Annotated in this window: 14 protein-coding genes; 13 read left to right on the plus strand and 1 reads right to left on the minus strand. The window is 50.1% G+C overall.

The features are described 5' to 3' along the window. The first annotated feature begins 464 nt into the window (after window positions 1-464). The 5 genes from EII14_RS04275 to EII14_RS04290 all read left to right on the plus strand — a co-directional run bounded on the left by EII14_RS04275 (window position 465) and on the right by EII14_RS04290 (window position 6,225). Window positions 465-1,253 (plus strand): hypothetical protein, encoded by a 789-nt coding sequence (locus tag EII14_RS04275; RefSeq protein WP_124931326.1) that lies wholly within the window; start codon window positions 465-467, stop codon window positions 1,251-1,253. A 1,121-nt stretch (window positions 1,254-2,374) separates the two neighbouring features. Beyond that, window positions 2,375-4,204, plus strand: a complete 1,830-nt coding sequence (locus tag EII14_RS04280) for a long-chain fatty acid--CoA ligase (protein WP_124931327.1) — start codon at window positions 2,375-2,377, stop codon at window positions 4,202-4,204. A 212-nt stretch (window positions 4,205-4,416) separates the two neighbouring features. Continuing rightward, window positions 4,417-5,532, plus strand: a complete 1,116-nt coding sequence (gene prfB / locus EII14_RS04285) for a peptide chain release factor 2 (RefSeq protein ID WP_124931328.1) — start codon at window positions 4,417-4,419, stop codon at window positions 5,530-5,532. A 67-nt stretch (window positions 5,533-5,599) separates the two neighbouring features. Next, a complete protein-coding gene (locus tag EII14_RS09300) occupies window positions 5,600-5,743 on the plus strand; it encodes a hypothetical protein (RefSeq protein WP_158608319.1) in 144 nt (47 codons plus the stop codon). Window positions 5,744-5,754: 11 nt separating this feature from the next. Then, a complete protein-coding gene (locus tag EII14_RS04290; RefSeq protein ID WP_124931329.1) occupies window positions 5,755-6,225 on the plus strand; it encodes a CYTH domain-containing protein in 471 nt (156 codons plus the stop codon). Window positions 6,226-6,358: 133 nt separating this feature from the next. On the opposite strand, the gene EII14_RS04295 is transcribed toward EII14_RS04290, so the two are convergent. Continuing rightward, the gene (locus tag EII14_RS04295) at window positions 6,359-6,682 is read right to left on the minus strand and encodes a hypothetical protein (protein ID WP_124931330.1); all 324 of its coding nucleotides are present in this window, start codon (window positions 6,680-6,682) and stop codon (window positions 6,359-6,361) included. Window positions 6,683-7,470: 788 nt separating this feature from the next. On the opposite strand from EII14_RS04295, the gene EII14_RS04300 reads away from it, so the two are divergent. The 8 genes from EII14_RS04300 (at window position 7,471) to EII14_RS04335 (ending at window position 25,463) form a co-directional block, all read left to right on the plus strand. Further along, window positions 7,471-9,858 carry an outer membrane beta-barrel protein gene (locus tag EII14_RS04300; RefSeq protein WP_124931331.1) on the plus strand — a complete coding sequence of 796 codons (2,388 nt, stop codon included), beginning with the start codon at window positions 7,471-7,473 and terminating at the stop codon, window positions 9,856-9,858. Window positions 9,859-10,366: 508 nt separating this feature from the next. After that, window positions 10,367-12,085, plus strand: coding sequence for a single-stranded-DNA-specific exonuclease RecJ (gene recJ / locus EII14_RS04305; RefSeq protein ID WP_124931332.1), 1,719 nt, complete (start codon window positions 10,367-10,369; stop codon window positions 12,083-12,085). 218 nt (window positions 12,086-12,303) lie between these two features. Then, entirely contained in the window at window positions 12,304-14,178 is a 1,875-nt protein-coding gene (locus EII14_RS04310; RefSeq protein ID WP_370241902.1) for an ATP-dependent DNA helicase RecQ, read from the plus strand. A 59-nt stretch (window positions 14,179-14,237) separates the two neighbouring features. Beyond that, window positions 14,238-15,470, plus strand: a complete 1,233-nt coding sequence (locus EII14_RS04315) for a nucleoside recognition domain-containing protein (protein WP_124931333.1) — start codon at window positions 14,238-14,240, stop codon at window positions 15,468-15,470. Window positions 15,471-15,498: 28 nt separating this feature from the next. Then, entirely contained in the window at window positions 15,499-15,876 is a 378-nt protein-coding gene (locus EII14_RS04320) for a RidA family protein (protein ID WP_124931334.1), read from the plus strand. Window positions 15,877-16,043: 167 nt separating this feature from the next. Beyond that, window positions 16,044-20,093: a glycoside hydrolase family 2 TIM barrel-domain containing protein gene (locus EII14_RS04325; RefSeq protein WP_124931335.1), complete on the plus strand. Its 4,050-nt coding sequence runs from the start codon at window positions 16,044-16,046 to the stop codon at window positions 20,091-20,093. Between the two features lie 1,390 nt (window positions 20,094-21,483). Beyond that, window positions 21,484-24,852, plus strand: coding sequence for a DUF2723 domain-containing protein (locus tag EII14_RS04330; RefSeq protein WP_124931336.1), 3,369 nt, complete (start codon window positions 21,484-21,486; stop codon window positions 24,850-24,852). Window positions 24,853-24,854: 2 nt separating this feature from the next. Further along, window positions 24,855-25,463: a polysaccharide deacetylase family protein gene (locus EII14_RS04335; protein ID WP_124931337.1), complete on the plus strand. Its 609-nt coding sequence runs from the start codon at window positions 24,855-24,857 to the stop codon at window positions 25,461-25,463. Window positions 25,464-25,470 lie beyond the last annotated feature (7 nt).

Consider the following 25,470-nt stretch of genomic DNA (forward strand, 5'->3'; position numbering starts at 1 on the left):
ACATCTTTTACTTTGCGAGCGGAAACGATTTGGTCGGCAAAACTAAGTTGGGAGCAGGGGGAGATCTTCATAGGGTAAAGATACAAAAAAGAAAGAATTAACAAAATAAACAAAGAAAATAGTTTTGCAGAGGTCTCTAATATATGATTTTTGAAGTTTTTTTTTGAAAATCGATATAAATAACTATCTTTGCAACGTCATAGAAATATGGCAGACATAGTAGAATAGATTACACGAAAGTGTTTAACTGATTCTCACCGATAAAGTCTGGAAAACTAAAAAAGTGAATGAGAATGAGTTAGCATCTCTCGCGTCATGTAATATGGCGTGAGGGACTGTTGCTTATTTTAGTTCACGGCATTCCAGACGCCTATCGGTTGAAATAAGTTAGCAGCCCCCACGCTTTCATTATTAAATAATGGTAATACCTTCTTTCGGGGGCTGGTGAAGATTTTTTTAAAACAATGAAAAAGTTAGGTATTATTTTATCTGTAAGTACATTGCTTACATTAAGTCTGGTTAGCTGCAAAGAAAAGCAACCTGAGACACTTCGTCCGGTAACTACCGAAATTGACGGTACACTTGGTGCTTTGTATGAGCTTGTTGAAGAAGATTACAAATTCCCCGAACATTCCAATGAATTTGAATTTAAAGTAAAACGGAACGAGCTTGAAGGACATAGTTACAGTAAAATAGGTGTTGGTTATGAAGTTTATGACAAAAACGGGAAAGTATTGGTGTCTGAGATGCACCCATCTCTTGAAGATATTTCTTCATGGGCACCAATCCCATTTGACGTTATGGAATTGAAGTCTGGAGAAATTGGCACAATGTCTATAAGATTAAAAGATTGGCCTGATAAATATGCAGGTGCTAAAACATTCAAATTAATACTTGAATCAAACATTAATGAGGAATCTACTATAAATGCCAATTCTTCTTCATCTTCTGACAATGATTGGGATGCTCTTTTAGATGATTATGAAGCTCTTGTAAACGAATATGATAAGTTCCTTACTGAAATGAAATCCGGTAATATGGACTCTCAAAGTGCTATGAACGCATTAGCGGAAGCGCAAGCTATGCAAGAAAAATTGGATGGAAGTAAATCAGAAATGAACAGTAAACAAATCAAGAGATTAGGGAAAATCGTTACTAAATTAACAAAAATCGCAGCTAAATCAGCAACGATAAAAACCAATGATATTAAATCAGTAAATGGGGTTAATTTGAAAGACCTAGGATTACAATAAGTAACCCCTTAAACAATTCGCGAATCACTAATATTCAGCAAATAATTTTCCCAAACAGCCACTATCCGATGAGTCAATAAGATTTGAGGGTAGTGGCTGTTTGTATAAAGATATTTCCTGATTTTATCATACGCCGTAGGCCGTCGAATAATCGGAAGGAAAAGCACAACTACCTCAGTGTCGGAAAATTCTACCTTTGGAGTAGAATTTTCTATCTCAAAGGTAAGGAAATCTATCTCTTTCCGGAGCGAAAAATCGTCCGCTCTCGCGCGCACGCGCGTTCCCTTGTGTTTGTTTTTTGCTTTCACTGCCTTCGCAAAACAGTTCAAACCCCCTGACTATCAAGCTGTTTTAAGCGAAGGCAAGTGAAGGCAAAAATAAGACGAAGCCCACACAACGCTGTAAATCAACTCCGTAAAACGCTTTTTTGCCTTCACTGCCTCAAAGAAAGCCGTTGTTACACACCGCGAGTGCGGAAGGAGGTGAAGGCAAAACGAAGATTTGCCTTCACCAAAGCAGTACTGTATATCAAATAGTTAAGACCGACTTTTATTTTTTGCCTTCACTTGCCTTCGCACGGAACTCACTAACTATCAAAGTCATACGCCTTCAAGCGAAGGCAAAACGGCAAAAATAAAAAAATAGGGGTAGAAAACACTCAAAAAGGGCGGTTTCATCGAAAACGCAACGAAAGCAGCGGGCGGCCGAAAACAGACGACCGTTCACAAGTGGGGATTGAACACTAAACGACGCCCTCGGCAGGCGGTTGATTTTTCAACCCAAAGCTCTTTTGAAGACCGAAAACGAATGTGCCTTTCCCCGTTTTGACGTTGGCCGATTTAGCGTAAGCCAACAACGCAACGGCCGCAAACGACAGACAGACAGAAGCAGGCACGCAAGAGTGGGAGCGGCGGCCTATCGCCGACTTTTCGGTTCGGACTTCGACGACCGAAAGCAGGCAGCACTTTTCTTAAAGACACGAAAACAAGCGGAAAACAAGATGCGGTTTACGGAGAAAAAGAACTTTTTATGCTCAAAAATCAAAGAAATGTGCAACAGAATGTGGTCAAGAAAAAATAAAATGCTACTTTTGCCTTGCAAATCAAACCATTCACATTGTCATGCCCATTCTCTGCCATCTCTCTCAGTTGGTGCAAAAATCCGCCGCGCGCTACGGCGACCGCACCGCCATTCAGTATCGCAATTATGCTCTCGATCGGTGGATACCCGTTTCTTGGAATAAATTTGCCCGCAGGGTGGGACAAGTGTCGAGGTCGCTTGCCGCCCTGAACGTGGGAGTACAAGAAAACATTGCCATCTTTTCGCAAAACAAGCCCGAATACCTTTTTGTGGAATTTGGTGCCTTCGGCATGCGCGGAGCGATCGTGCCGTTTTATGCGACAAGCAGCGGCGCACAAGTGCAATACATGATCAACGATGCCTCCGTCCGCATTCTTTTCGTGGGCGAACAGCAACAATACGATGCAGCATGGAGCGTGATCAGCCTTTGCCATTCGCTCGAACACATCATCATCTTCGACCGCTCGGTCAAAAAAAGTGACAACGACACGTTGTCGATCTATTTCGACGAGTTTCTCCGTCTTGGCGACGAAAAGCCCGACGCCGAGGAAATGGTGAGAGAACGCACCGAGAATGCTGCCGACGAAGACTTGGCCGGCATTCTCTACACCAGCGGAACAACCGGACAGCCCAAAGGCGTGATGATGCTCCACTCGCAATATCAGGCAGCCCTCAAAGGGCATGTGGAGTTGCTCCCGATGGGAGAAAACGACATCACGATGAACTTCCTGCCGTTCTGCCACGTTTTCGAGGGAGCATGGACGAAGCTCTGCATAGCCTGCGGCGTGCAACTGGCCATCAACCTCCGACCGCTCGACATTCAGAAGAGCATGAGAGAAGTGCGCCCCACCTTGATGTGTGCCGTGCCGCGGTTTTGGGAGAAGGTATATCAGGGAGTGCTCGACAAAGCGGAAACGGCCGGCACCGTGCAGCGCGCACTCATCAAAGATGCCCTCAAAACGGGAGCCGAGGTTTGGGAACGATATGTATCCAAACAGCAGAAAGTGCCTCTCGGATTGCGATTGAAATATTCGGCCTACGACAAAACCATCATCCGCCTCCTGCGCAACACGCTCGGCTTGGATCGCGCCAACTTTTTTCCCGTGGCCGGAGCGAGTATTTCCAACGAAGTGGAACGCTTCGTGCACGCCGCCGGCTTCAAAATGCTCGCAGGCTACGGGCTGACCGAAACCTGTGCCACCGTGAGCTTCGATCACCCCGACCGCCCCGTCAGCCTCGGTTCGATCGGACGACCGCTGCCGGGCGTGGAAGTAAAAATCGGAGAGAACAATGAGATCCTTGTGCGTGGCAACACGGTAACACCCGGATACTACAAAAAAGAAAACGAAACAAAAGAGGCTTTCACTCCCGACGGTTGGCTGCACACGGGTGATGCAGGCTATGTGAAAGACGGAGAACTTTATATCACCGAACGCATCAAAGACCTCTTCAAAACCAGCAACGGAAAATACATCGCTCCGCAAGCCATAGAAGGGCGTCTCACCATTGATCGGCATTTCGAGCAGGTGGTCGTCGTGGCCGATAAACGTAAATTCGTATCGGCACTGATCGTGCCCTCATTCCCCGTACTCGAATCTTTCGCACAGGTGCAGGGCATCTCCTATGGTTCGCGTGAAGAGTTGTGCAAAGACAATCGGGTGATACGCTATTTGGCCAACCATATCGAAACCCTTCAACAAGATTTGGCGGCTTACGAAAAAATCAAACGTTTTGTCTTACTGTCGGAGCCGCTGACCATGGAAAACGGCGAACTGACCAACACGCTAAAAGTCAGACGGCAAGTGGTCTACAAAAACTATGCCGACGAAATCGAACAGATCTATCTGCAAGCCGAAGCCGAACAAAAATAGCGGTTTTTCCCACCCTGCCCCTATCCCACTCCCCGACCGCAATCACCACCGATGGCAGTCGGGGAGTGAGACATTCGCCCCTCGATTTCCCAACATGAAAAAAGTCGTTTTCCGACATCGGACAACCGCCCGAAAGCTCTCCTTTTTGACGATAAAATTTTGACATCTATGCCTTTTGCCGTAATTTTGCAGACAAAACATAAAATCCGCTCATGATCACAGCCGAACAACTCAAAGCCATACACGACCGCGTAGAGCAACTCTACCGATACCTTGACATCGAAGCCAAAACCCTGCAACACGAAGAGGAGCAAATCCGCACGCAAGACCCTTCTTTTTGGGACGATCGCGAACGCGCCGAAGAGCAAATGAAACTTGTCAAGGGTTTGGAGAAATGGATTTTGGGCTACAAGGAGGTGCGTTCCATGGCCGAAGAACTGCAACTGGCTTTTGAGTTTCACAAAGACGAGATGGTCACCGAGGAAGAAGTCGATGCAGCCTATGCCCGCGCAGTCGAAGCCCTCGAAGCCCTCGAACTCAAAAACATGCTGCGTCGCGAAGAAGATGCCATGGGTTGTGTGTTGAAGATCAATTCGGGTGCAGGAGGCACGGAGGCACAAGACTGGGCATCAATGCTCATGCGCATGTATCTGCGCTATGCCGAAGCCAACGGCTACAAAAACACCATCTGCAACCTGCAAGACGGCGACGAAGCCGGCATCAAGACAGTGACGATGGAGATAGAAGGAGAAATGGCCTACGGATTTCTCAAAAGCGAAAACGGAGTGCACCGTTTGGTGCGCGTCAGCCCCTATAACGCACAGGGAAAACGCATGACATCGTTTGCCTCCGTGTTCGTCACTCCGCTTGTGGACGACACGATTGAGGTCTACGTAGACCCCTCGCGCATCACTTGGGATCTCTTCCGGTCGGGAGGTGCAGGCGGACAAAACGTGAACAAGGTGGAAACCGGCGTGCGCCTGCGCTATCAATACAAAGATCCCGACACCGGAGAGGAAGAAGAAATCCTCATCGAAAACACCGAGAGCCGCAAACAGCTCGAAAACAGAGAGAACGCCATGCGATTGCTCCGCTCGCAGCTCTACGACCGCGAACTCCAAAAACGAAAAGCCGCACAAGCCAAAATCGAGGCCGGAAAGAAAAAAATCGAGTGGGGGTCGCAGATACGCTCCTATGTGTTCGACGACCGTCGCGTCAAAGACCACCGCACCGGATTTCAAACATCGGACGTAGGCGGCGTGATGGACGGAAAAATCGACGGCTTCATCAAAGCCTACCTCATGGAGTTTGCCGACGACGGCGAATAATCCCGCCCTTCGGGAACACGACATGACATCGGCACCTCGCCGACAACATACCTAAAACCTCATCACCATGAAAAAACACCTCGAAACCACGCGGCGGAAACTACGCAAGGCCGACCGCGAAGCCCGACAAGGCCGACTCGTTCTCGGAGCGATCATCGCCGTTTTGATCTTGTTCACGATATTGGGCATGATTTTCTTTCTCGTGTCTTAAAAACCGACAATATGTCGTTGGAAATCGAACGCAAATTTCTCGTGAAAGGCGATTTTCGCCCTCATGCCCGCTCGCACTCACGCATCGTGCAAGGCTACCTTTGTGCCGACGGCGGACGAACCGTTCGCGTGCGCCTCAACGGCGAAGTCGGCTTCATCACGATCAAAGGCCCGTCGTTCGACGGCGGACTCTCGCGCTATGAGTTTGAGAAAGAAATCACCACCGACGAGGCACTCGCCCTTCTCAAACTCTGCCTGCCCGGAGCAATCGACAAGACGAGGTGGCTCGTGCCCTGCGGCGAACACACGTTTGAAGTCGATGAATTTCGAGGTGACAACGAAGGCCTCATTATGGCAGAAATCGAACTGTCCACTCCCGACGAACACTTTGAACACCCCGATTGGCTGGGAGAAGAAGTAACGGGCGACCGACGCTACTACAACGCATCGCTCACTCAAACCCCTTACGGAAAATGGAAGTAGGCCGCCACTTTTCGCCACGCCTACCCTTGCGCCCACGTCTCGATGCGGAGATACAAGAAATCGGTCTGTCTTTTCGGTGAAAAGACAGACCGATTTTTCATATTCGGACGGAATGTTCAAAAAAGCAAAAGAATCAGAAACGGGCTACTTTGCGATACAAACGCCACGTCGCTCCACCGCTCCACACACACCAGGCGACCGTCAGAACATGCCACCAAACGGGAAAAGAAAACGGCAACAAAGCCACCGAAAACGACAGTTGCGTATTCAGCAAGCAAAGGGCAAGACGAGGACTGATGTCTTCTCCCAACAGGCCGGAGTAGAACACGGCCATGCGCTTCACCCACGGACGGCGAACGAGAATATCGACGATATGAAAGGCTGCGCGATGTTCGGAATGAAAAGCAGCAGCGCGACGAGAGGCTGCGGAAGAGGCGGAAACAAAAGTGGTGTTCATGGCATTGATTTTTAATTAAACAGACGCCGGGGAGTGTTCAATAGGCTCATCTTATAAAAAACGACTTCTCCCCCGACGTGCAAAACAAGAAGATTTGACGGTGCAAAGGTAGCGACACATTTTGACGGAAACAGACAAACCGCAACTACGCGTGTTAAAAATAAAACCGCGAATTTTGAAAACACGACAACGGGCTTAGAGCGTGCAACGACGCATATTGCCCTTGAATTATCCCATGCTCATATCTTTCTTTGAAACTTGCGGAGAAACGACCGCGAGCGATGCAGAGAAAAACATACAGTGCGCAGAAGAAAATAGGTAACGAGTAGAAATTTCTACATAACGAGTAAGATTTTCTACATAACGAGTAGGAGAACCCAAGCAACGAGCAGCAAGAAGCAAGGGCAGATCTCACGCAGTGGCAGAAACATATTGTATTCATAAGGAGAGTAAGAGAAATAAGAATGATAATCATTTTCTTATATTTTTCCTGCTCAATCTATATTTTGATTACCTTTGTAACGAATAGTGTATGTACGCATAATTCAGAAAGCGTATGGATTCAAAAAACGACAAAGGAGGGGGATTCTTATGATCCTCTTTTTACTAAAAGCATGGCGATTGAATTCTAATTAGCGACAACCACAGAAAAATAAATCATAAGATTTTGAAACAGCCATAGGATACGAGGCTTTTGCCAAATAAACTCTTCCCGACAAAAAGCCAATACCGCCTAATGAAAGACTTCTATCTCGGGGACATATACTTAAACCATAAAAACAACAACGATGAATAATTTTCTTGTAAAGATTTTACTTTCTTGCATAGGGATAGGCTATGGTGTATTTGTCAGTGCCCAAAATAATATCAATGGAAAGATTATAGACGAGCAGAATCAAGGAGTTGATGCTGCTGTCGTCATGTTAGTTTCCTTACCTGAAAACATCCTTATAGAAGCCACGCTTACGGATAGTAATGGCCTGTTTTCTTTCCCATTACGAAAAGGGAAATTTCTTTTATATGTAAGAATGTTGGGTTACAAAGAAATTAAACGAAACATTACAATCGCAGAAGTCAAGAATATCCCCGACATTCAATTGGAGCCGGATGAAATCGACTTAAAAGACGTAGTAATCACAGCTCGCAAATCTCATCCAATGACAAGTTCATATAATGGAAAAATACAAATTCATGTCTCGCAATCTTTTTTGGCAGATATAGGAAACGCCTTAGATGTTTTAAAACATTCTCCCGGCATCTCCGTAAATAGTAAAGGCGATGTTTCTTTGGCAACACTTGGAGGCACTGCCATATACATCAATGGAAGAAAGCTAATGTTACAAGGAGATGGGCTATCGTCTTATCTTCGTTCCTTGCCCTCATCGAAAATCTCTCGAATAGAAACCTCTCCGACCCCTGATGCCAGTTTTGAAGCCGATGGAGCAGGAGGTATTATCAATATCATCTTGAAACCATCTGAATTATCCTCTTTTTCTCTAAGGACATCGCATGGTGTTTCCTATTGGGAAAACTTAAAACAGAACTCTGATATTGCTTTTTCTTATGGCACAAACAAATGGCAATTAGGTTTTAACTATAACCATAGCATAGGCCATTATGCGATGAATTATGGTTATGAAAAAAGGCAGAATGGAAACAAAAGTTTCTCAGAAACAGCAGATACGGATAAACGAAATACATATTCTTCCGGTATTGATTTTTCTTGGCAACCCAACGACGAGAGTAAGATTTTCTTTAACAGCTCCGTGAGTTTACTGACCGGACCTGGCGAAACCCAAACAACAACGTACATCTACAAAGGGACATCCGTATTGGATGGTATTCTGAAAGCACGCAATAATTATATAGAACAGAAAAACATCCGATACAACAATAGTGCGAATTATTTATACCAACCATCAAAAGAACAGTCTTTTTCTCTTTCTGCAGATTGGACACATTTTGACGGCATGGCTCGTTGTGAACAGCCCAATGATTATTTTTCAGCAATCAATACGCAGCTTCGGTCCGATCTGTATTATTCTCAGCCCAATAAGGACATCAACATTTACGCATTATTAGCAGACTACCAATACAATCCTAATGAGCGAAATAAGCTACTTGTCGGGAGTAAAGCATCCCTTATAAAAAGCGATAACACTTTTCTTTTCAAGAAGAATGGAACCCTTGACCCTCAACGTTCAAATATATTCTATTACAATGAAAAAAATATTGAAGGTTATACGCAATACACACATAATTGGGGAAAATTCGAATTAAGCTGTGGATTACGCTTGGAGTATACGTATATATACAACAAGTTAAATGCTCACACTCATCAAGAAATAGAAGATAATCATAGAAACCATTTACGTTTATTCCCCAATTTGACTATATTATACACAATCAACGAAAAGAATAGAATAGCACTATTATATAGCAGACGACAAGACAAACCAAGATATGAAGAGCTTAACCCTTTTGAATATTTGCTTGATGAGCAATCTTATTGGAAAGGAAATCCTTTTCTAAAACCTCAAATCAGCAATAAAATAATTTTAAGCTATACATGGGAAACTTTATCTTTAAATTTACTCTATAACAAACTTGATGATTATTTCACTTCGCTTACAGATGTATTTGAGAAAAACAAGACGATTATGACCACAAAGAATATTGGAACACAGCATCAAGTCGGATTAGAAACAACTTTTTCTAAACATCTTACTTCATGGTGGGATTTTAGTACAAATATGGGACTTTATTACTTTGTGAATAAGTTGAATTATGAAATATATAGACAAGAATACAAACGTCCATCTTGTATCTTGTCTGCAAGCAATAACATACATCTACCTTGCGGTATAAATTTTGAATTATCAGGACGATATTATTCAAAACGACAAGGAGGAAGTTATGAAATTAATAAATCAACAGGAGGAATAGATTTTGGTTTCAATAAGAGCTGGCATAAAGGAGACATGCGATTAGCTCTACTGATGACAGATGCCTTACACTCTGAGCGATGGGATAACTATGGAACAAAAGATGCTTTGAAACTATCATCTTGGGGATATGGGGAAAGCCGTAAAATCATTTTACGTTTCAGTTATAGATTTGGAAAACAGAAATCTAATAAGGTAGAGAAAAATATTGAAGAATTAAATAGACTATAATCATGTCACTACAATAAAGAATTGCAAGAACGTACTTGAAACTTAAAAAAACAAGACAAAGCAATCCCTCTAAAAGTTCTTCATAAAATTGCCCAATTCAGTTTTTTGCTGAATTGGGCAATTCTCAACACAAGCAATATGATTCTAATTTCAAACTCTGAATTTGCAACTTGGCACACCATACCTTTTCTTTTATTATAACTTATAGTCTGCCACAGCACAGCATAATCGGATATTAACATGAATGTCGTTTCAGATAAGAAGGGAAGGTTATACCCTATTCGACATACTAACACACTTATCGCCTACGCAAAAAAGCGTAAAAAAAGACGAGGAACAGAATTAAATACGTAAATTAGCGTGCTGAATTGTATGAAAGCGGTTTATTGCATCAAAAACACCGTCTTCCCTACTTTTCTCGAAGGTCATCCTCCTTCAAAGCGCATTTTTCAAAACTTTGCAAATATGCCCTCCGACCTTCCAATCCGAAAACAAAACATATATATATATGAACTACCTGTGGAATTACGAGACTCTACCGCCCGAAGAAGCAGCAGAGGCCGCCCGTTTAGCCGCAGAGATCGGGGTACACCCCGTGTTCGGACTGATGCTGCGCCAACGGTGTATCTTCACGGCGGCCGATGCTCGGCATTTTTTTCGCCCTCAGCTCACTGAACTCCACGACCCTTTTCTCATGAACGACATGCAGGCTGCCGTAGACCGTCTCAATTGTGCTATGATGCGCAAGGAACGGATCATGGTCTACGGCGACTACGACGTGGATGGTGTGACTTCGGTGGCGTTGGTCTATAAGTTTATCAGTCACTACTACGGAAACATCGACTACTACATCCCCGACCGATATGTCGAGGGTTATGGCGTGTCGAAACGCGGCATCGACTTTGCGGCCGAAACAGGAGTGCGACTCATCATCGTGCTCGACTGTGGCATTAAGGCCGTGGAAGAAATAGCCTACGCCAAAGAAGTCGGCATTGATTTCATCATCTGCGACCATCACGTGCCCGACGACGTGTTGCCACCGGCAGTGGCCATTCTCAATCCCAAACGGCGCGACAACCACTATCCCTACACTCATCTTTCAGGGTGCGGAGTGGGTTTCAAATTCATGCAAGCCTTTGCTGCCAGCAATGGCATCGAGTTCAATCGTCTGCACGAATTACTCGATCTCTGTGCGGTGTCGATCGCCTCGGACATCGTTCCCATCATGGGAGAAAATCGCATTTTGGCCTACCACGGCCTGCGCCGCCTAAACAGTAACCCTTCCATCGGTTTGCAGGCTATCATGGAAGTATGCGGACTCACCGACCGCGAACTCTCGATGAATGACATCATCTTCAAAATAGGGCCGCGCATCAATGCTTCGGGACGCATGCAATGCGGAAAAGAGGCAGTAAAGCTCCTTGTCGAACGCGACTACTCCGCCGCACTCGAACTGGCCTCTCACATCAATCTCTACAACGAGGCACGCAAAGACCTCGACAAGCAAATGACGGAAGAAGCCACCGAGCAAGTACGCAACATGAAGGGGTTGGAGGAACGGCGCGGCATCGTCATCTACAACGAGGAGTGGCACAAAGGCGTGATCGGTATCGTCGCATCACGTGTTACAGAGCAATACTATCGGCCGGCCGTCGTACTCACTCGATCGGAAGACATGGCCACCGGATCGGCACGTTCGGTCACGGGTTTCGACGTCTACAAAGCCATTCAGAGCTGCGCCGACTTGTTGGAAAACTTCGGAGGACACACTTATGCGGCCGGACTGACGTTGAAGGTTGAACACGTGCCCGAATTTACACGCCGCTTCGAGGCCTATGTGGCCGAACACATCCTCGACGAACAGACCCGGGCAGCTCTCGATATCACGGCCGTGTTGGATTTCAAAGACGTGAACTTCGCGTTTTACCAACAGCTCAAACGCTTCGCTCCCTTCGGGCCGGGCAACGAGCGTCCCACCTTCTGCACCCACCGCGTCTACGACTACGGCACGTCGAAAGTGGTCGGCAGAGGGCAGGAACACATCAAATTGGAATTGGTGGACAACAAGTCGAACAACATCATGAACGGCATCGCTTTCGGACAGAGTTCGCAAGCCCGATACATCAAAACGCGACGCGCTTTCGACATCTGCTACAACGTGGAGGAGAATACCCACAAGCGAGGCGAAGTGCAGTTGCAAATAGAAGATATCCGCCCCTGCGAATAGGCCTGCGAACCGTCTTTCGCCCGAACGCCCGCCTCTTTACGAAAACACTCCACACTCCCTCTATCATCGAAAACTCTCTCTCTCTTCAAGATCGGGAACTCCAACAACTGCTGGGTACTCCCTCAGAGTTGCCCATCGACACTGACGAGCCGACACCCTCCCCCGGTGTATCGGGCGGAGAAGAAGACGACCCTTCGCCGGACGACGACCCTCGCAGCGTGTTGCGGCGATATTGGGGACACAATGATTTCAGAGGCATTCAGCGGCAAATTGTCGATAGCATTCTCGACGGACACGACACCGTGGGACTCATGCCCACAGGGGGCGGAAAAAGTATCGCCTTTCAGGTGCCGGCACTCATGCTCGAAGGCACTTGCCTGGTCATCACACCGCTCATCGCCTTGATGAAAGACCAAGTAGAGCACCTCCGCGCACGAGGCATACGAGCCACCGCCGTTCATTCGGGACTTTCGAGAGAAGACATCGTCCGAGAGTTGGACAACGTCGTTTTGGGCAGTTATAAGTTTCTCTATCTTTCGCCCGAACGTCTCCACACCGAGGTTTTCCTCTTCAAGCTCAACTATATGCAGATCAGTTTCATCGCCGTTGATGAAGCACACTGCATTTCGCAATGGGGCTACGATTTTCGGCCGTCTTACCTCAAAATCAAAGACCTGCGAAGCCGATTGCCGCAGACGCCGGTCCTCGCCCTCACGGCCACGGCCACGGCACAAGTACTCGAAGACATCTGCCAACAACTGCACTTTCGAGACGGACGCGTGTTCCGCATGAGTTTCGCCCGCGACAACATTGCCTATCGCGTGAAAACGACCGACGACAAAAACGGCACACTCATACGTTTGCTCCACGACCATCCCGGCACGGCGATCGTCTACACCCGTTCGCGCGGCGGCACGCGCGACACTGCCCTCTTTTTGCAACAACAGGGCATCTCGGCTTTCTACTATCATGCCGGACTTCCGTCCACCGACAAGGAGATGCGACAAGAAGCATGGCAGGCCGGCAAGGTGCGCGTTATGGTGGCGACCAACGCTTTCGGTATGGGTATTGACAAGTCCGACGTTCGGCTGGTTGTACATCTCGATCCGCCCGATTCGATCGAAGCCTATTTTCAAGAAGCCGGACGCGCAGGTCGCGACGGCCGAATGGGCACGGCCGTGCTCTTGGTCAATGGGCGCGACCACAAGCTTATGCAGCAACGCATACGACAGACATTTCCGAAAAAAGAGGTCGTGCGCAACGTCTACGAAGACATTGGCTGCTACTACCAAATGGCCGTGGGCGACGGCGAGGGAGCACGTTTCGACTTCAACCTCGAAGAGTTTTGCCGCCGCTTCCGCTATTTTCCGCTCACCGTGGTCAATGCCCTCGCCATTTTAGAGCGTGCCGGCTATATGGCCTGGCAAGACGAAGAGCATCGCACGTCGAGAATCATGATCATCGTTCGGCGCGAAGAACTCTACAATCACCGCGCGCAAAACCCCGAATCCGACCGCGTGCTCACGGCACTCCTGCGCCAATACACGGGGCTTTTCTCCGACTATGTTTTCATTGACGAAAAGCTATTGGCCGAGCAATGCGACTTGTCGGAGGACAACGTCTACCACCTGTTGGTCGGCCTCGGCCGTGCACGCATCGCCCACTACATACCCCGAAAATCGGTGAGTTCCATCACCTTTCTCTCGCCTCGCGAAGACAAAGAACGCATCGCCCTCACACCGGAAGTTTACGAAAAACGGCGCGAACAATACGAACGGCGCATCAAGGGCATGCTCGACTATTGTGCCGACGGCATCACCTGCCGCAGCATTCGCCTGCTACGCTACTTCGACGACAAGGGTGTGCCCTGCGGACACTGCGATGTGTGCCGACCGGACGACGCCTCCAATCAGTCCTCGACCTCTATCGAAAAAGAACTCTCAAACATCCTTTCGGACAGGCGGCCTCATCCGGCAGCCGAATTTACGGACGGCCGATTTGACACGGATCAAGTGGCCGACATTTTGCAACGTTGGGCGGAAAGCGGTCGCATCGTGCTGATCGACGGCGGCTTCTGCCTGCAATCGTCCTGATCTCCAACCCTGCACCGCCTCGTTACATCCGCCCTCTCCCCCTCTTCTCAACGCTCACCATGGTACTCAACTACATTTGGATCGCTTTCTTTCTCATCGCCTTTGCGATAGCCCTGTTTCGCCTCGTCGTGTTGGGCGACTACGACGTTTTTCCGGCCATTATGAGTTCCACTTTCGATACCTCCAAAACCGCTTTTGAAATATCGCTCGGTCTCACGGGCGTGCTTTCCCTCTGGATGGGCATCATGAAAATCGGCGAAAAAGGAGGTGTCGTCAATGCTTTGGCACAAGCATTAGGGCCTGTTTTCAAGCGGCTCTTCCCCGAAATTCCGGAGGGGCACCCCGTGGTGGGCAACATCTTCATGAACATCTCCGCCAACATGCTCGGCCTCGACAACGCCGCCACGCCGCTCGGTTTGAAGGCCATGGAGCGTTTGCAAGAGCTCAATCCGAAAAAAGAAACCGCTTCGAATGCGATGATTATGTTTCTCGTGCTCAACACCAGCGGCCTGACCCTCATCCCCGTGTCAATCATGGTCTATCGCGCACAGCAGGGCGCAGCCAATCCCACAGACATTTTCATTCCCATTCTTCTCGCCACATTCGTTTCAACACTCACCGGCATCATTGTCACGTCGATCTTCCAACGCATCAACCTCTTCAACCGCACCCTCCTTTTGGCCGTCGGCAGCGTCAGTTTGGGCGTCGCGGCCGTGATTTACGGTTTTTCCACGCTCGACAGCGTGATGATGAACCGCATCGGCACGACTTCGGCCAACGTGTTGCTCTTCACCTTCATCGCCGTCTTCATCGTGGCCGGCATGCGGAAGCGCGTCAATGTCTACGACGCTTTCATCGAGGGAGCTAAAAGCGGTTTTGAAACAGCGGTGCGCATCATTCCCTATTTGGTAGCCATTCTCGTGGCCATAGGCGTATTTCGCACGGCAGGCGCAATGGACTTTTTGGTCGATGGCATGAAGTGGATTGTGTCCGGTCTCGGTTTCGACAGCGAATGGGTGGGAGCACTGCCCACCGCATTGATGAAACCCCTTTCCGGTTCGGGCGCACGCGGTCTTATGGTCGATACCATGGCCACCCATGGTGCCGATTCTTTCGTCGGACGCCTTTCGTGCATTTTCCAAGGCAGCACCGACACCACGTTTTATATTCTCGCCGTTTATTTCGGCAGCGTCGGCATTCGCCACACACGCCACGCCGTGGCCGCCGGTTTGCTGGCCGACCTCGCCGGCATCGTAGCCGCCATTGGCGTTTGCTATCTTTTCTTCGGTTAATTCATCACCCTCATCATTTTTTATTCTTATGAAAACTCCCATTTCCACCACACAGGCTCCTGCTGCCATCGGCCCCTATTCGCAGGCAGTGGAAGTAAACGGCATGATTTTCGTGAGCGGACAGCTCCCCGTCGATCCCTCCACGGGCGAATTTGTCGAAGGCGGAATCAAAGAACTCACCGCCCGGTCGCTGACCAACGTGCAAAACATCCTCACCCAAGCCGGACTGACACTCGAAAACGTCGTGAAAACCACTGTCTTTCTTGCCGACATGACCGACTTCTCCGAAATGAACGAAGTCTACGCCTCTTTCTTCCGCGCTCCCTATCCTTCGCGCTCGGCCATGGCTGTCAAAACTCTCCCCAAGGAGGCACGCGTCGAAATCGAATGTATTGCCGTGCGATAAGTCTGCCCGAGCCACTGTCGGCGTCCGCTTTCTTCCCAAGAAACCGCGAACAATGGCAGGCGACCGCTCCGACGGCTTCCGGAAGTTCGAAAGTTTCTTATAAACACATGATTATCTGACTTTTTTGCCGATATTTGCAGCCAAAATCATCTTTATCTTTCTAAACCATGAATCGGAAAACAACATTTGCCTTTATTCTGACTGCGATGCTGGCTTCGGCTCATGCCTTTGCCGACAACACGCCTCTCGGAGGTTTTGTGTACGACCGCACCGTCACCACCCCCAAAGGCGACGAGTGGGACAACCCCGTCAAGGTAGCCCTCAACAAAGAGCGTCCACGCGCTTGGTTCTTCTCTTTTGCCGACGAGCGTTCGGCGCAAAACGTGCTCCCCGAAGCCTCCGCCTATTGGAGAAGTCTCGACGGAGAATGGCGTTTCAACTGGGTATCCACGCCCGACCAACGCCCCAAAGACTTCTACAAAACCGACTACGACGTGTCGGGCTGGGACAAGGTGCAAGTGCCGATGAACTGGAACGTGGCCGGCATTCAAAAAGACGGCACGCTGAAATACGGCAAACCCATTTACAGCAACCAACGCGTCATCTTCCACCACGAACTGGCCGTGGGCGACTGGAAAAAGGGCGTCATGCGCGAACCGCGCAAAGACTGGCTCACCTACCTCCACCGCAACGAGGTGGGCAGCTATCGTCGCAACTTCACCGTGCCGGCCGAGTGGAACGGTCGTGAAGTGTATATCAACTTCGACGGCGTAGACTCCTTCTTCTATCTTTATGTGAACGGCAAATACATCGGTTTCTCGAAAAACTCGCGCAACCTCGCCGCCTTCAACATCACGCCCTATCTCGTGAAGGGCGACAACACCGTGGCCGTCGAGGTCTATCGCAACAGCGACGGGTCTTTCCTCGAAAGTCAGGACATGTTCCGTCTGCCCGGCATTTTCCGCAGCGTTTCGATCACCGCCAAGCCCAAAGTGCAGGTTCGCGACGTGGTTGCCATTCCCGATTTCGACGCCGATTTCCAAAAGGCCTCACTCCGCATCAAAACCTCCGTGGCCAACCTTTCTTCCAAAGACGTCAAACAGCTCAACGTCAGCTACAAACTCTTTGAAAAAGAACTTTATGGCGAAGCCACCCGCGCCGTCGAAGGCATTTCGGCCGTCGTGTCCGTGGCCGTCGTGAAAAAAGGAGGAGAGGTCGATGCCCAAGTCGAGCTCCAAGCCGGCAACGTCAAGAAGTGGAGTGCCGAAGCTCCTCACCGCTATGTGCTCGTCGGGCAGCTCAAAGACAAAAAGGGCAATGTGCTCGAAACCTTCTCGACCATCGTCGGATTCCGCAAGATCGAAATCAAAGACACTCCGGCCTCGGCAGACGAATTCGGCCTCGAAGGACGCTATTACTTCCTCAACGGAAAGCCCATCAAGATGAAAGGCGTGAATCGCCACGAGAACAATCCCTCTCGCGGTCACGCCATCACGCGCGAGCAAATGGAGCGCGAAGTGATGCTCATGAAGCGCGGCAACATCAACCACGTGCGCAACAGCCACTACCCCACCGCGCCCTACTTCTACTACCTCGCCGACAAATACGGCCTCTATCTCGAAGACGAAGCCAACATCGAGAGCCACCAATACTACTACGGCAAAGAATCGCTCAGCCACGTTCCCGAATTTGAGGATCAACACGTCGGCCGCAACCTCGAAATGGTACACGCCACCATCAACCACCCCTCCGTTTGCATTTGGAGCTTGGGCAACGAAGCCGGCCCCGGCGAAACTTTCGTCAAGGCCTACAAAGCCATAAAGGCCGTAGACACGAGCCGCCCCGTGCAATATGAGCGCAACAACTCCATTGTCGACATGGGTTCCGACCAATATCCCTCGATCGCCAAGGTGCGCAACCGCGTCAAGGGGAAGACGCCCGGAGTGAAATATCCCTTCCACATCTCCGAGTATGCCCACTCCATGGGCAACGCCTGCGGCAACCTCATCGACTACTGGGAAGCCATCGAGAGCACCAACTTCTTCATCGGCGGTGCCATTTGGGACTGGGTAGACCAATCCATCATCAACTACACGCCCGACGGAAAACCCTATTGGGCTTACGGCGGCGACTTCGGCGACAAGCCCAACGACGGCATGTTCTGCATGAACGGCGTGATGCGTCCCGACCTCACCCCCAAGGCGCAGTATTTTGAAGTGAAGAAAGTGTATCAAAACGTCGGCGTGAAAGCCCTTGACGCGAAAAGCGGCAAGATCGAGATTTTCAACAAAAACTACTTCACCGATCTCTCCGACTATGACATCCGCTGGACACTCCACGAAGACGGCCGCCCCGTGGCCGCCCTCGCAGGCCGCCCCTTGAACGCAGGCCGCATCGCCGCTCGCGAGCGCAAGGCCGTTCGCCTCGACTATGCCGGGCACGCCTTCGACCCCTCCAAGGAATATTTCGTAAAAGTGCAGTTCCTCCAATCTGCCGACCGTCCTTGGGCAAAACAAGGCTACGTCCAAATGGAAGAGCAACTCCCCGTTCAAGCAGCCGCCAAAGCCCCCTCCGTGGCCTCTGTTCAGCAAGGTTCCGTGCCGGCTCCCACCACCGACAAGGAGGGCAAGATGACGATCTCCGGCAAGGACTACACCGTCGTGTTCGACACCCGCAGCGGTGCCATACACAGCCTCCGCTACGGCACGCAAACCATCATCGAAGCGGGCAACGGCCCCAAAATCGACGCTTTCCGCGCCCGCACCGACAACGACAACTGGTTTGACTACTGCTGGCCGCAACTCGGTCTTCACAACCTCCGGCAAAAAGCCGTTTCGTTGACCACGCAATCCGGCAAAGACGGCACGCTCATCATCAACGCCGTTGTCGAGAGCCAAGCCCCCTATGGCGGCACCGACACTTACGCCAACCTCGATCGCGACATCGACGAAACCTACAAAATCGTGGACGACACCACGCGTCCCTTCGGCGAATCCGACTTTAAGTTCATCGGCAACCAGATCTACACCCTCTATCCCGACGGCAGCATAGAGTTGCAAAGCTCCATCAGCTCCAACCGTCCCTCCGTCGATCTGCCCCGACTCGGCTATGCCCTCCGCCTGCCGACGGCCTTCAATCGCTTCTCCTACTACGGTCGAGGTCCCGTGAACAACTACAACGACCGCAAAACCGGGCAGTTCATCGAACTCCACAACGGCATCGTGGGCGAACAAGACATCATGCTGCCCAAACCCCAATCCATGGGCAACCGCGAAGACGTGCGTTGGTGCGCCCTGACCGACGAAAGCGGTCGCGGAGCCGCCTTCATTGCCGACGGCACGATGAGCACCTCCGCCCTGCCTTGGAGCCAACTCGAACTCATGGAGGCCGCACATCCCCACCAACTTCCCGTGCCCACGGCCACGCATCTCCACCTCGACGCCAAAGTCACCGGCCTCGGCGGCAACAGCTGCGGACAGGGCGGCCCTCTGAGCCACGACTGCACAAAGGCCGACACCTACAATTTCGGTTTCATCATCCGGCCGTACTCCGCCGACCGGCCGTCGGCCGTCAAGGTGAGTGCCGCCGGTGTCAAGCCCATCGGCATCTCGCGCAATTCGGGCGCACGCCTCATCCTCTCCACTCCCGACAACACACGCCAACTCATGTACAGCATCGACGGCGGAAAGGCGCAACCCTACACCTCCCCCGTCAATCTCGAAAAAGGCGGTGTCGTGAGAGCATGGTATAAGGACAACAAAAACTTCGTCACCACCCATAAGTTCGAGAAGTTCGACCGCGTACCGCTCGCCGTCGTGCTCTGTTCGAGTCAGGAATACGGCGAAGGCAGCGTTGAAAACTTCATCGACGGCGACCCCAATACCATTTGGCACACCATGTATTCCGTAACCGTGGCGCAATACCCCCACTGGATCGACTTCGACACCTTCGAAGCCAAGCCCCTCAAAGGCATTGTCTACACCGGCCGCGCCAACGGCCAAAACGGTCGCATCAAAGACTATGAGGTCTACGTCAGCAACGACGGCCAAAACTGGGGTGCCCCCGTGGTGAAGAGCCGCTTTGAAAACACGGCCAAAGCGCAACGCGTACTCTTCGACAAACCCGTCAAAGCGCGCTACATCCGTTTCAATGCACTCAACAGCCACAACGGACAAGATTTCGCCTCCGGTGCCGAATTCGGCCTGATCATCGAATAGGCTTTTTGCCACCGACCATTGCAGAAAGTGTCGCTTCGCTCCGAAAGGACGAGGCGACACTTTTCACAAAAGTTCGTATAAGGTAGCGGCTATGACATTGAAACTCTTGAAGCGGTAATGTCCGAAAAAATGTGTAAGCTCCAAAGTTCTCAATCTTAGTCGCCCCTTAAATAGCCTTGACAAGCGAGAGGTCATGGATGGATAATTTCTCGCTTGTCAAGGCTATTTAAGGGGCGGCTATTTAAGAGACGACTAAATTAGTATATTATATACAGATTACCAAGCCGAAAAAGATTTTCTTCTCAAAAAAGACTGCATCGCCGTACATTCAAAATGAGGTCGCGGCTCCCCCACGCTCTACACCGCGAAACCTATGAAAACCATTCCCGTTTTTTCCTGATGTGGCCGAATGCCCCCTTGGTTGCGCATCAAGGGTGGTTTTTAGGGGAGGGCGACAGCCCATTATGCGGGCTTCCCCAATGATCTTTTTGTAAAATCGTCGGAAAACATACATTTCCCCTTATACGTTGCTGAAATTCAATGGAATGCGAATGTAGGTTTCGGTTTGCGAATATACACTGAAAAAGGTGAAGTCAATGATACACAGGCAAAAAAGAATGTAGACGGATTTTCCAAAAACCTACTCATTATACATTTTATACATTATTGCGATTTCGAGCCTTTGCATGCTTTCCCGATGCCATGTGTAGGATGTAGAAACGAGTGTAGTTGATTTACCATGCTGTCTACATTTGCAACTATTTGTATATCTGTGGTTTAATTGGGTTGTGTAGAGAATGTAGACAAAAAGAATAAAAACTCTTGGTAAAGGCTGAAAGTCGCTTTTTTTAATGAAGAATAATCTCCTCTGCTCTTCGGCTTGTCCGGATAGACTTTAAGGCGTCGGAACGCAACTTACCTAAGGAGTAGAATAAACGGAGTAACGAGTAGAAAAATCTATCAAAGACCTAAATTCGCCAACTTCCTGTTTGCTTTTCTTCTCGGTCATTCTGCCCCTTTCGACCTTTGTCTGAAAGGACTTTTCTCATGCGTGGTGTCTTGGCCTTCAAGAATAGAGGGTAATGTGCCGACAGACAATTTCGATGGATACTGTCCTATAAAAGTGTGTAAGCTTCATTGTTCTTAGTCTGTTTTCGAATTTCACCACAAAGATTGAGAAATTAGTTCATATCAAAAAAGGCTCGTGTGTATATTCGGAACATTCGGCAATCCTTTGACCGTATGCGCGAAATTCTCATGTGCGAATTATGTGGAAAGACGAAGATAAATCTCCTTAAAACAACCGCATTCAAAAAAAACTTGTATTTTTGCACGATGAAGTGTTCTTATCCGAACAAACGTCCTCGCAACATACACCGGTTTTACTTTCATGAAAAACTTTAAACTGATCAACAATCTCTCGGGTTGGGCGGTGTTTTTGGTAGCCGCCGTGACCTACTGCCTCACGGTGGAACCCTCCCCCTCCTTTTGGGACTGCCCGGAATTTATCACCACAGCCGTGAAACTCGAAGTGGGTCACCCGCCCGGTGCGCCGTTCTTTATGCTGACGGGCAATTTGTTTTCGCAATTTGCTTCGTCGCCGGAACAAGCCGGCTATTGGCTCAACATCATGAGCGCACTGTTGTCGGCATTCTGCATTCTGTTTCTCTTTTGGAGCATCACCCATTTGGCACGCAAACTCATTTGCACCGACGGCGTGGTGCAGACCACGGCGCAAACCCTCGTCATCCTCGGCTGCGGTCTGGCGGGAGCTTTGGCCTACACATGGAGCGACACCTTTTGGTTTTCGGCCGTAGAGGCTGAGGTCTATGCCTATTCTTCCATGTTCACGGCGTTGGTGTTTTGGCTCATTTTGAAATGGGAAGACAATGCCGATGCTCCACACTCCGACCGCTGGTTGGTGTTGATTTTCTATCTCACCGGCCTCTCCATTGGTGTTCACCTGCTCAATTTGCTCTGTTTGCCGGCCATCGGATTGGTGTATTATTACAAGAAAACTCCCGATGCCAATCTTAAAGGCAGCCTCTTTGCATTGGGAGTGAGCTTGGTGTTGGTGGCCGCGGTGCTCTACGGCGTCGTGCCCGGCATCGTGAAAGTGGGCGGTTGGTTCGAATTGCTTTTCGTCAATGGCCTCGGCCTGCCGTTCAATTCGGGCATGGTCATCTACATTCTCCTGCTCATCGGCGTGGTGTGTGCCGCCATTTGGTCTACCACCCGACACAATCGCCGCCTCATCGTGGGGTTGTATGTGGCCAGCGTAGCCATGCTCGGCATTCCCTTCTACGGCAAGGGCTATCTTCTTCCGATCAGCCTTGGCATTGTTTTGCTGTCCGCACTCACCGCCCTGCTGCTTTGGAAAAAAGAAAACCAATATGTGGTGCGCAAGCGTTTTCTGAACACCTCGCTGCTTTGCATGCTGATGCTCATGATCGGCTATTCGAGCTATGCGGTGATCGTCATTCGCTCGACGCAAAACACTCCGATGGATCAAAATTCGCCCGAAGACATCTTCTCGCTCGGCGCCTATCTCAACCGCGAGCAATACGGCACGAAGCCTTTGTTTTACGGAGAAGCCTTCACCTCCGAACCGATTGAGGTGATGAAAGAAGACCGCGTGCAACGCCACGAAAAGCTCACCCCCGACGAGCCCGACCGCTACGACGTGGTCGAGGTCGAGGCGCAACTCAAATATCCCTCCGAACTGAAAATGCTCTTCCCGCGCATGCACTCCCACCGCCATGAACGACACTACAAGGACTGGTTGGGAGGTGTGAAAACGCATCCCGTGATTTTCTCTTTTGAACGCGACGGAGAGGTGTACAACAACCTTGAAGGCGAAATGCCCTCACAGTGGGACAACCTGCGCTTTTTCCTGTCCTATCAGGTGAACTTCATGTATTGGCGTTATTTCATGTGGAACTTCTCCGGTCGCCAAAACGACGTGCAGAGCTTCGGCGAGTTGGAACACGGCAACTGGATCACGGGTATCCCCTTCATCGACAATGCCCTCTATGGCGATCAGTCGAAACTCCCGACCGTTTTGCGCGAAAACAAAGGGCACAACGTCTTCTTCATGTTGCCTCTTTTGCTCGGATTGCTCGGTCTTTTCTGGCAGGCCTATCGCGGCAAGAAAGGCATTCAGCAATTTTGGGTGGTGTTCTTCTTGTTTTTCATGACGGGATTGGCCATTGTGCTTTATATCAACCAAACGCCGAGCGAACCTCGCGAGCGCGACTATGCCTATGCCGGTTCTTTCTATGCCTTTGCCATTTGGATCGGATTGGGCGTGGCTGCCGTGGCCGATTTGCTCCGACGCTATGCCAAGGTTTCTCATCTTGCCGCTGCGGCGATTGCCGTTGTTTTCGGCGTGGCCGTTCCGCTCCAAATGGTCAGCCAGACTTGGGACGACCACGATCGTTCCGACCGATATGCGGCACGCGACTTCGGTCTCAACTACCTCAACAGTCTTGACAAAAAGGGAAATCCCGTGATCTTCACCAACGGCGACAACGACACCTTCCCCCTTTGGTACGGCCAAGACGTGGAGGGCGAACGCACCGACGCCCGTGTGTGCAACCTGTCGTATCTCCACACCGACTGGTACATCGACCAAATGGTGCGTCCGGCATGGGACAGCCCCGCACTGCCCATCACTTGGAAACGCTGGGAATATGTGGACAATATGGGTAAGGATCGCGTCGTCATCCGTCCGCACAACGACATTCTCTTCCAACTCAAAGACCAACTTCGCCAAGAAGGCAGCAACGAAGATCCGTTCGAATTGAAATACATCATCGACAAATTCGTGCGCAATCCCGAATTTGGTTTCATCCCGACCGACTCGGTGGTGGTCAGCATCGACAAGGAGGCCGTTCTCAAAAGCGGAATGATGCTCCCCAACGGCAAAGACAGCATCCCCGAAAAGATGCACATTTCGCTAAAAGGGAAACGACATCTGACCAAGAGCGAAATGATGGTCTACGAAATGTTGGCCAACCACAATTGGACGCGCCCCCTCTACATGAGCGCCACACTCGGAGGAGAAAATCATGCACATCTCGACAACTATCTCACGCTCGAAGGCCTCGCCAACCGCATCACGCCCTTCAATCAAGGCGGAAAGGCCATAGATACGGAGCGGATGTACGACAACATGATGAACAGATTCCGCTACGGCAACATGGCCAAACGCGGCATCTACATCGACCAAACCATTATGCGCATGTGTCAGACACATCGCCAAAAGTTTGTACAACTCATCGGCGCACTGCTCAAAGAGGGCAAGAAGGACAAAGCCCTCAAAGCCCTCGAAAAGAGCGAAGAGGTATTGCCGGGCTACAACATCCCCTACGAGCCTTACATGGCAGGATTTGATCCGCGCGAAATGGCCATTCGCCTGCCCGAATACTGGCACGCCGTGGGACGCCCCCAAGAGGCGGAACGCATTTTGGCAAGCATCGTCAAGACTTCACAAGAATACTTGGAGTGGTTCAACAGCCTTTCCGACAGCCGCATGGAAAGCTACATCGGCAACATCGAACTGCATTACCTCTATTTGGCCGCAGCACATCGCAGTTTGAAAACCTGCGGTTCCAAACAGGCCGATGCGCTCGACCTGTATTTGCACCGTTTCGAGAGCACCAAGGCCGGCCAACGCCTTGCTCGCAGCATGATGCAGCGACAAATGCAGGCCAACGATGCCCCTCAGAAACAACTCTTCACCGACGAAGACCTCTAACCATGATTATCGAGCAGCCGGCCTTCTTTCTCCGTTGGCTTTATCCGCACGCCCTGTGGCGGATGAATCCGCGAGAACGGGCGGTCTACCTCACGTTCGACGACGGTCCCATTCCCGAAGTCACCCCATGGGTGTTGGATGTTTTGGCGCAATATGACGCAAAAGCCACCTTCTTCATGGTGGGCGACAACATTCGCAAACATCCCGACATCTTCGAACGTGTCAAAGCCGCCGGTCATCGGTTGGGCAACCACACCTACAACCACCTCTCCGGACACCTCCACGGCATCAGTTCCTATCTGCGCAATGTGGAGAAAGCCAACGAATATCTGCACACCGATCTCTTTCGGCCGCCACACGGATGGATGAAATGGAAACAATATCACGCCATCCGCCGCCGATACCGCGTGGTGATGTGGGATCTCGTGACACGCGATTACAGCACACGCCTCAATGGCGAAGAAGTGTTGGCCAACGTCAAACGCTACGCCCGACCCGGCAGCATCATCACCTTTCACGATTCGCTGAAAAGCTACGAGAAGATACGCTATGCCCTGCCGTTGTCGCTCGAATGGTTGAAGAACGAGGGTTATGCTTTCAAGGTTTTCTGATCTCTTT

The sequence above is a fragment of the Alloprevotella sp. OH1205_COT-284 genome, assembly GCF_003859795.1.
Classification (GTDB): domain Bacteria; phylum Bacteroidota; class Bacteroidia; order Bacteroidales; family Bacteroidaceae; genus Alloprevotella.

What these genes read in the sequence shown, in the direction of transcription:
- EII14_RS04280 (WP_124931327.1), top strand. Translation starts at nt 2,375, where the DNA reads ATGCCCATTCTCTGCCATCTCTCTCAGTTGGTGCAAAAATCCGCCGCG.
- EII14_RS04335 (WP_124931337.1), top strand. Translation starts at nt 24,855, where the DNA reads ATGATTATCGAGCAGCCGGCCTTCTTTCTCCGTTGGCTTTATCCGCAC.
- EII14_RS04330 (WP_124931336.1), top strand. Translation starts at nt 21,484, where the DNA reads ATGAAAAACTTTAAACTGATCAACAATCTCTCGGGTTGGGCGGTGTTT.
- EII14_RS04295 (WP_124931330.1), bottom strand. Translation starts at nt 6,682, where the DNA reads ATGAACACCACTTTTGTTTCCGCCTCTTCCGCAGCCTCTCGTCGCGCT.
- EII14_RS04315 (WP_124931333.1), top strand. Translation starts at nt 14,238, where the DNA reads ATGGTACTCAACTACATTTGGATCGCTTTCTTTCTCATCGCCTTTGCG.
- prfB (WP_124931328.1), top strand. Translation starts at nt 4,417, where the DNA reads ATGATCACAGCCGAACAACTCAAAGCCATACACGACCGCGTAGAGCAA.
- recJ (WP_124931332.1), top strand. Translation starts at nt 10,367, where the DNA reads ATGAACTACCTGTGGAATTACGAGACTCTACCGCCCGAAGAAGCAGCA.
- EII14_RS04325 (WP_124931335.1), top strand. Translation starts at nt 16,044, where the DNA reads ATGAATCGGAAAACAACATTTGCCTTTATTCTGACTGCGATGCTGGCT.
- EII14_RS04275 (WP_124931326.1), top strand. Translation starts at nt 465, where the DNA reads ATGAAAAAGTTAGGTATTATTTTATCTGTAAGTACATTGCTTACATTA.
- EII14_RS04290 (WP_124931329.1), top strand. Translation starts at nt 5,755, where the DNA reads ATGTCGTTGGAAATCGAACGCAAATTTCTCGTGAAAGGCGATTTTCGC.
- EII14_RS09300 (WP_158608319.1), top strand. Translation starts at nt 5,600, where the DNA reads ATGAAAAAACACCTCGAAACCACGCGGCGGAAACTACGCAAGGCCGAC.
- EII14_RS04300 (WP_124931331.1), top strand. Translation starts at nt 7,471, where the DNA reads ATGAATAATTTTCTTGTAAAGATTTTACTTTCTTGCATAGGGATAGGC.
- EII14_RS04320 (WP_124931334.1), top strand. Translation starts at nt 15,499, where the DNA reads ATGAAAACTCCCATTTCCACCACACAGGCTCCTGCTGCCATCGGCCCC.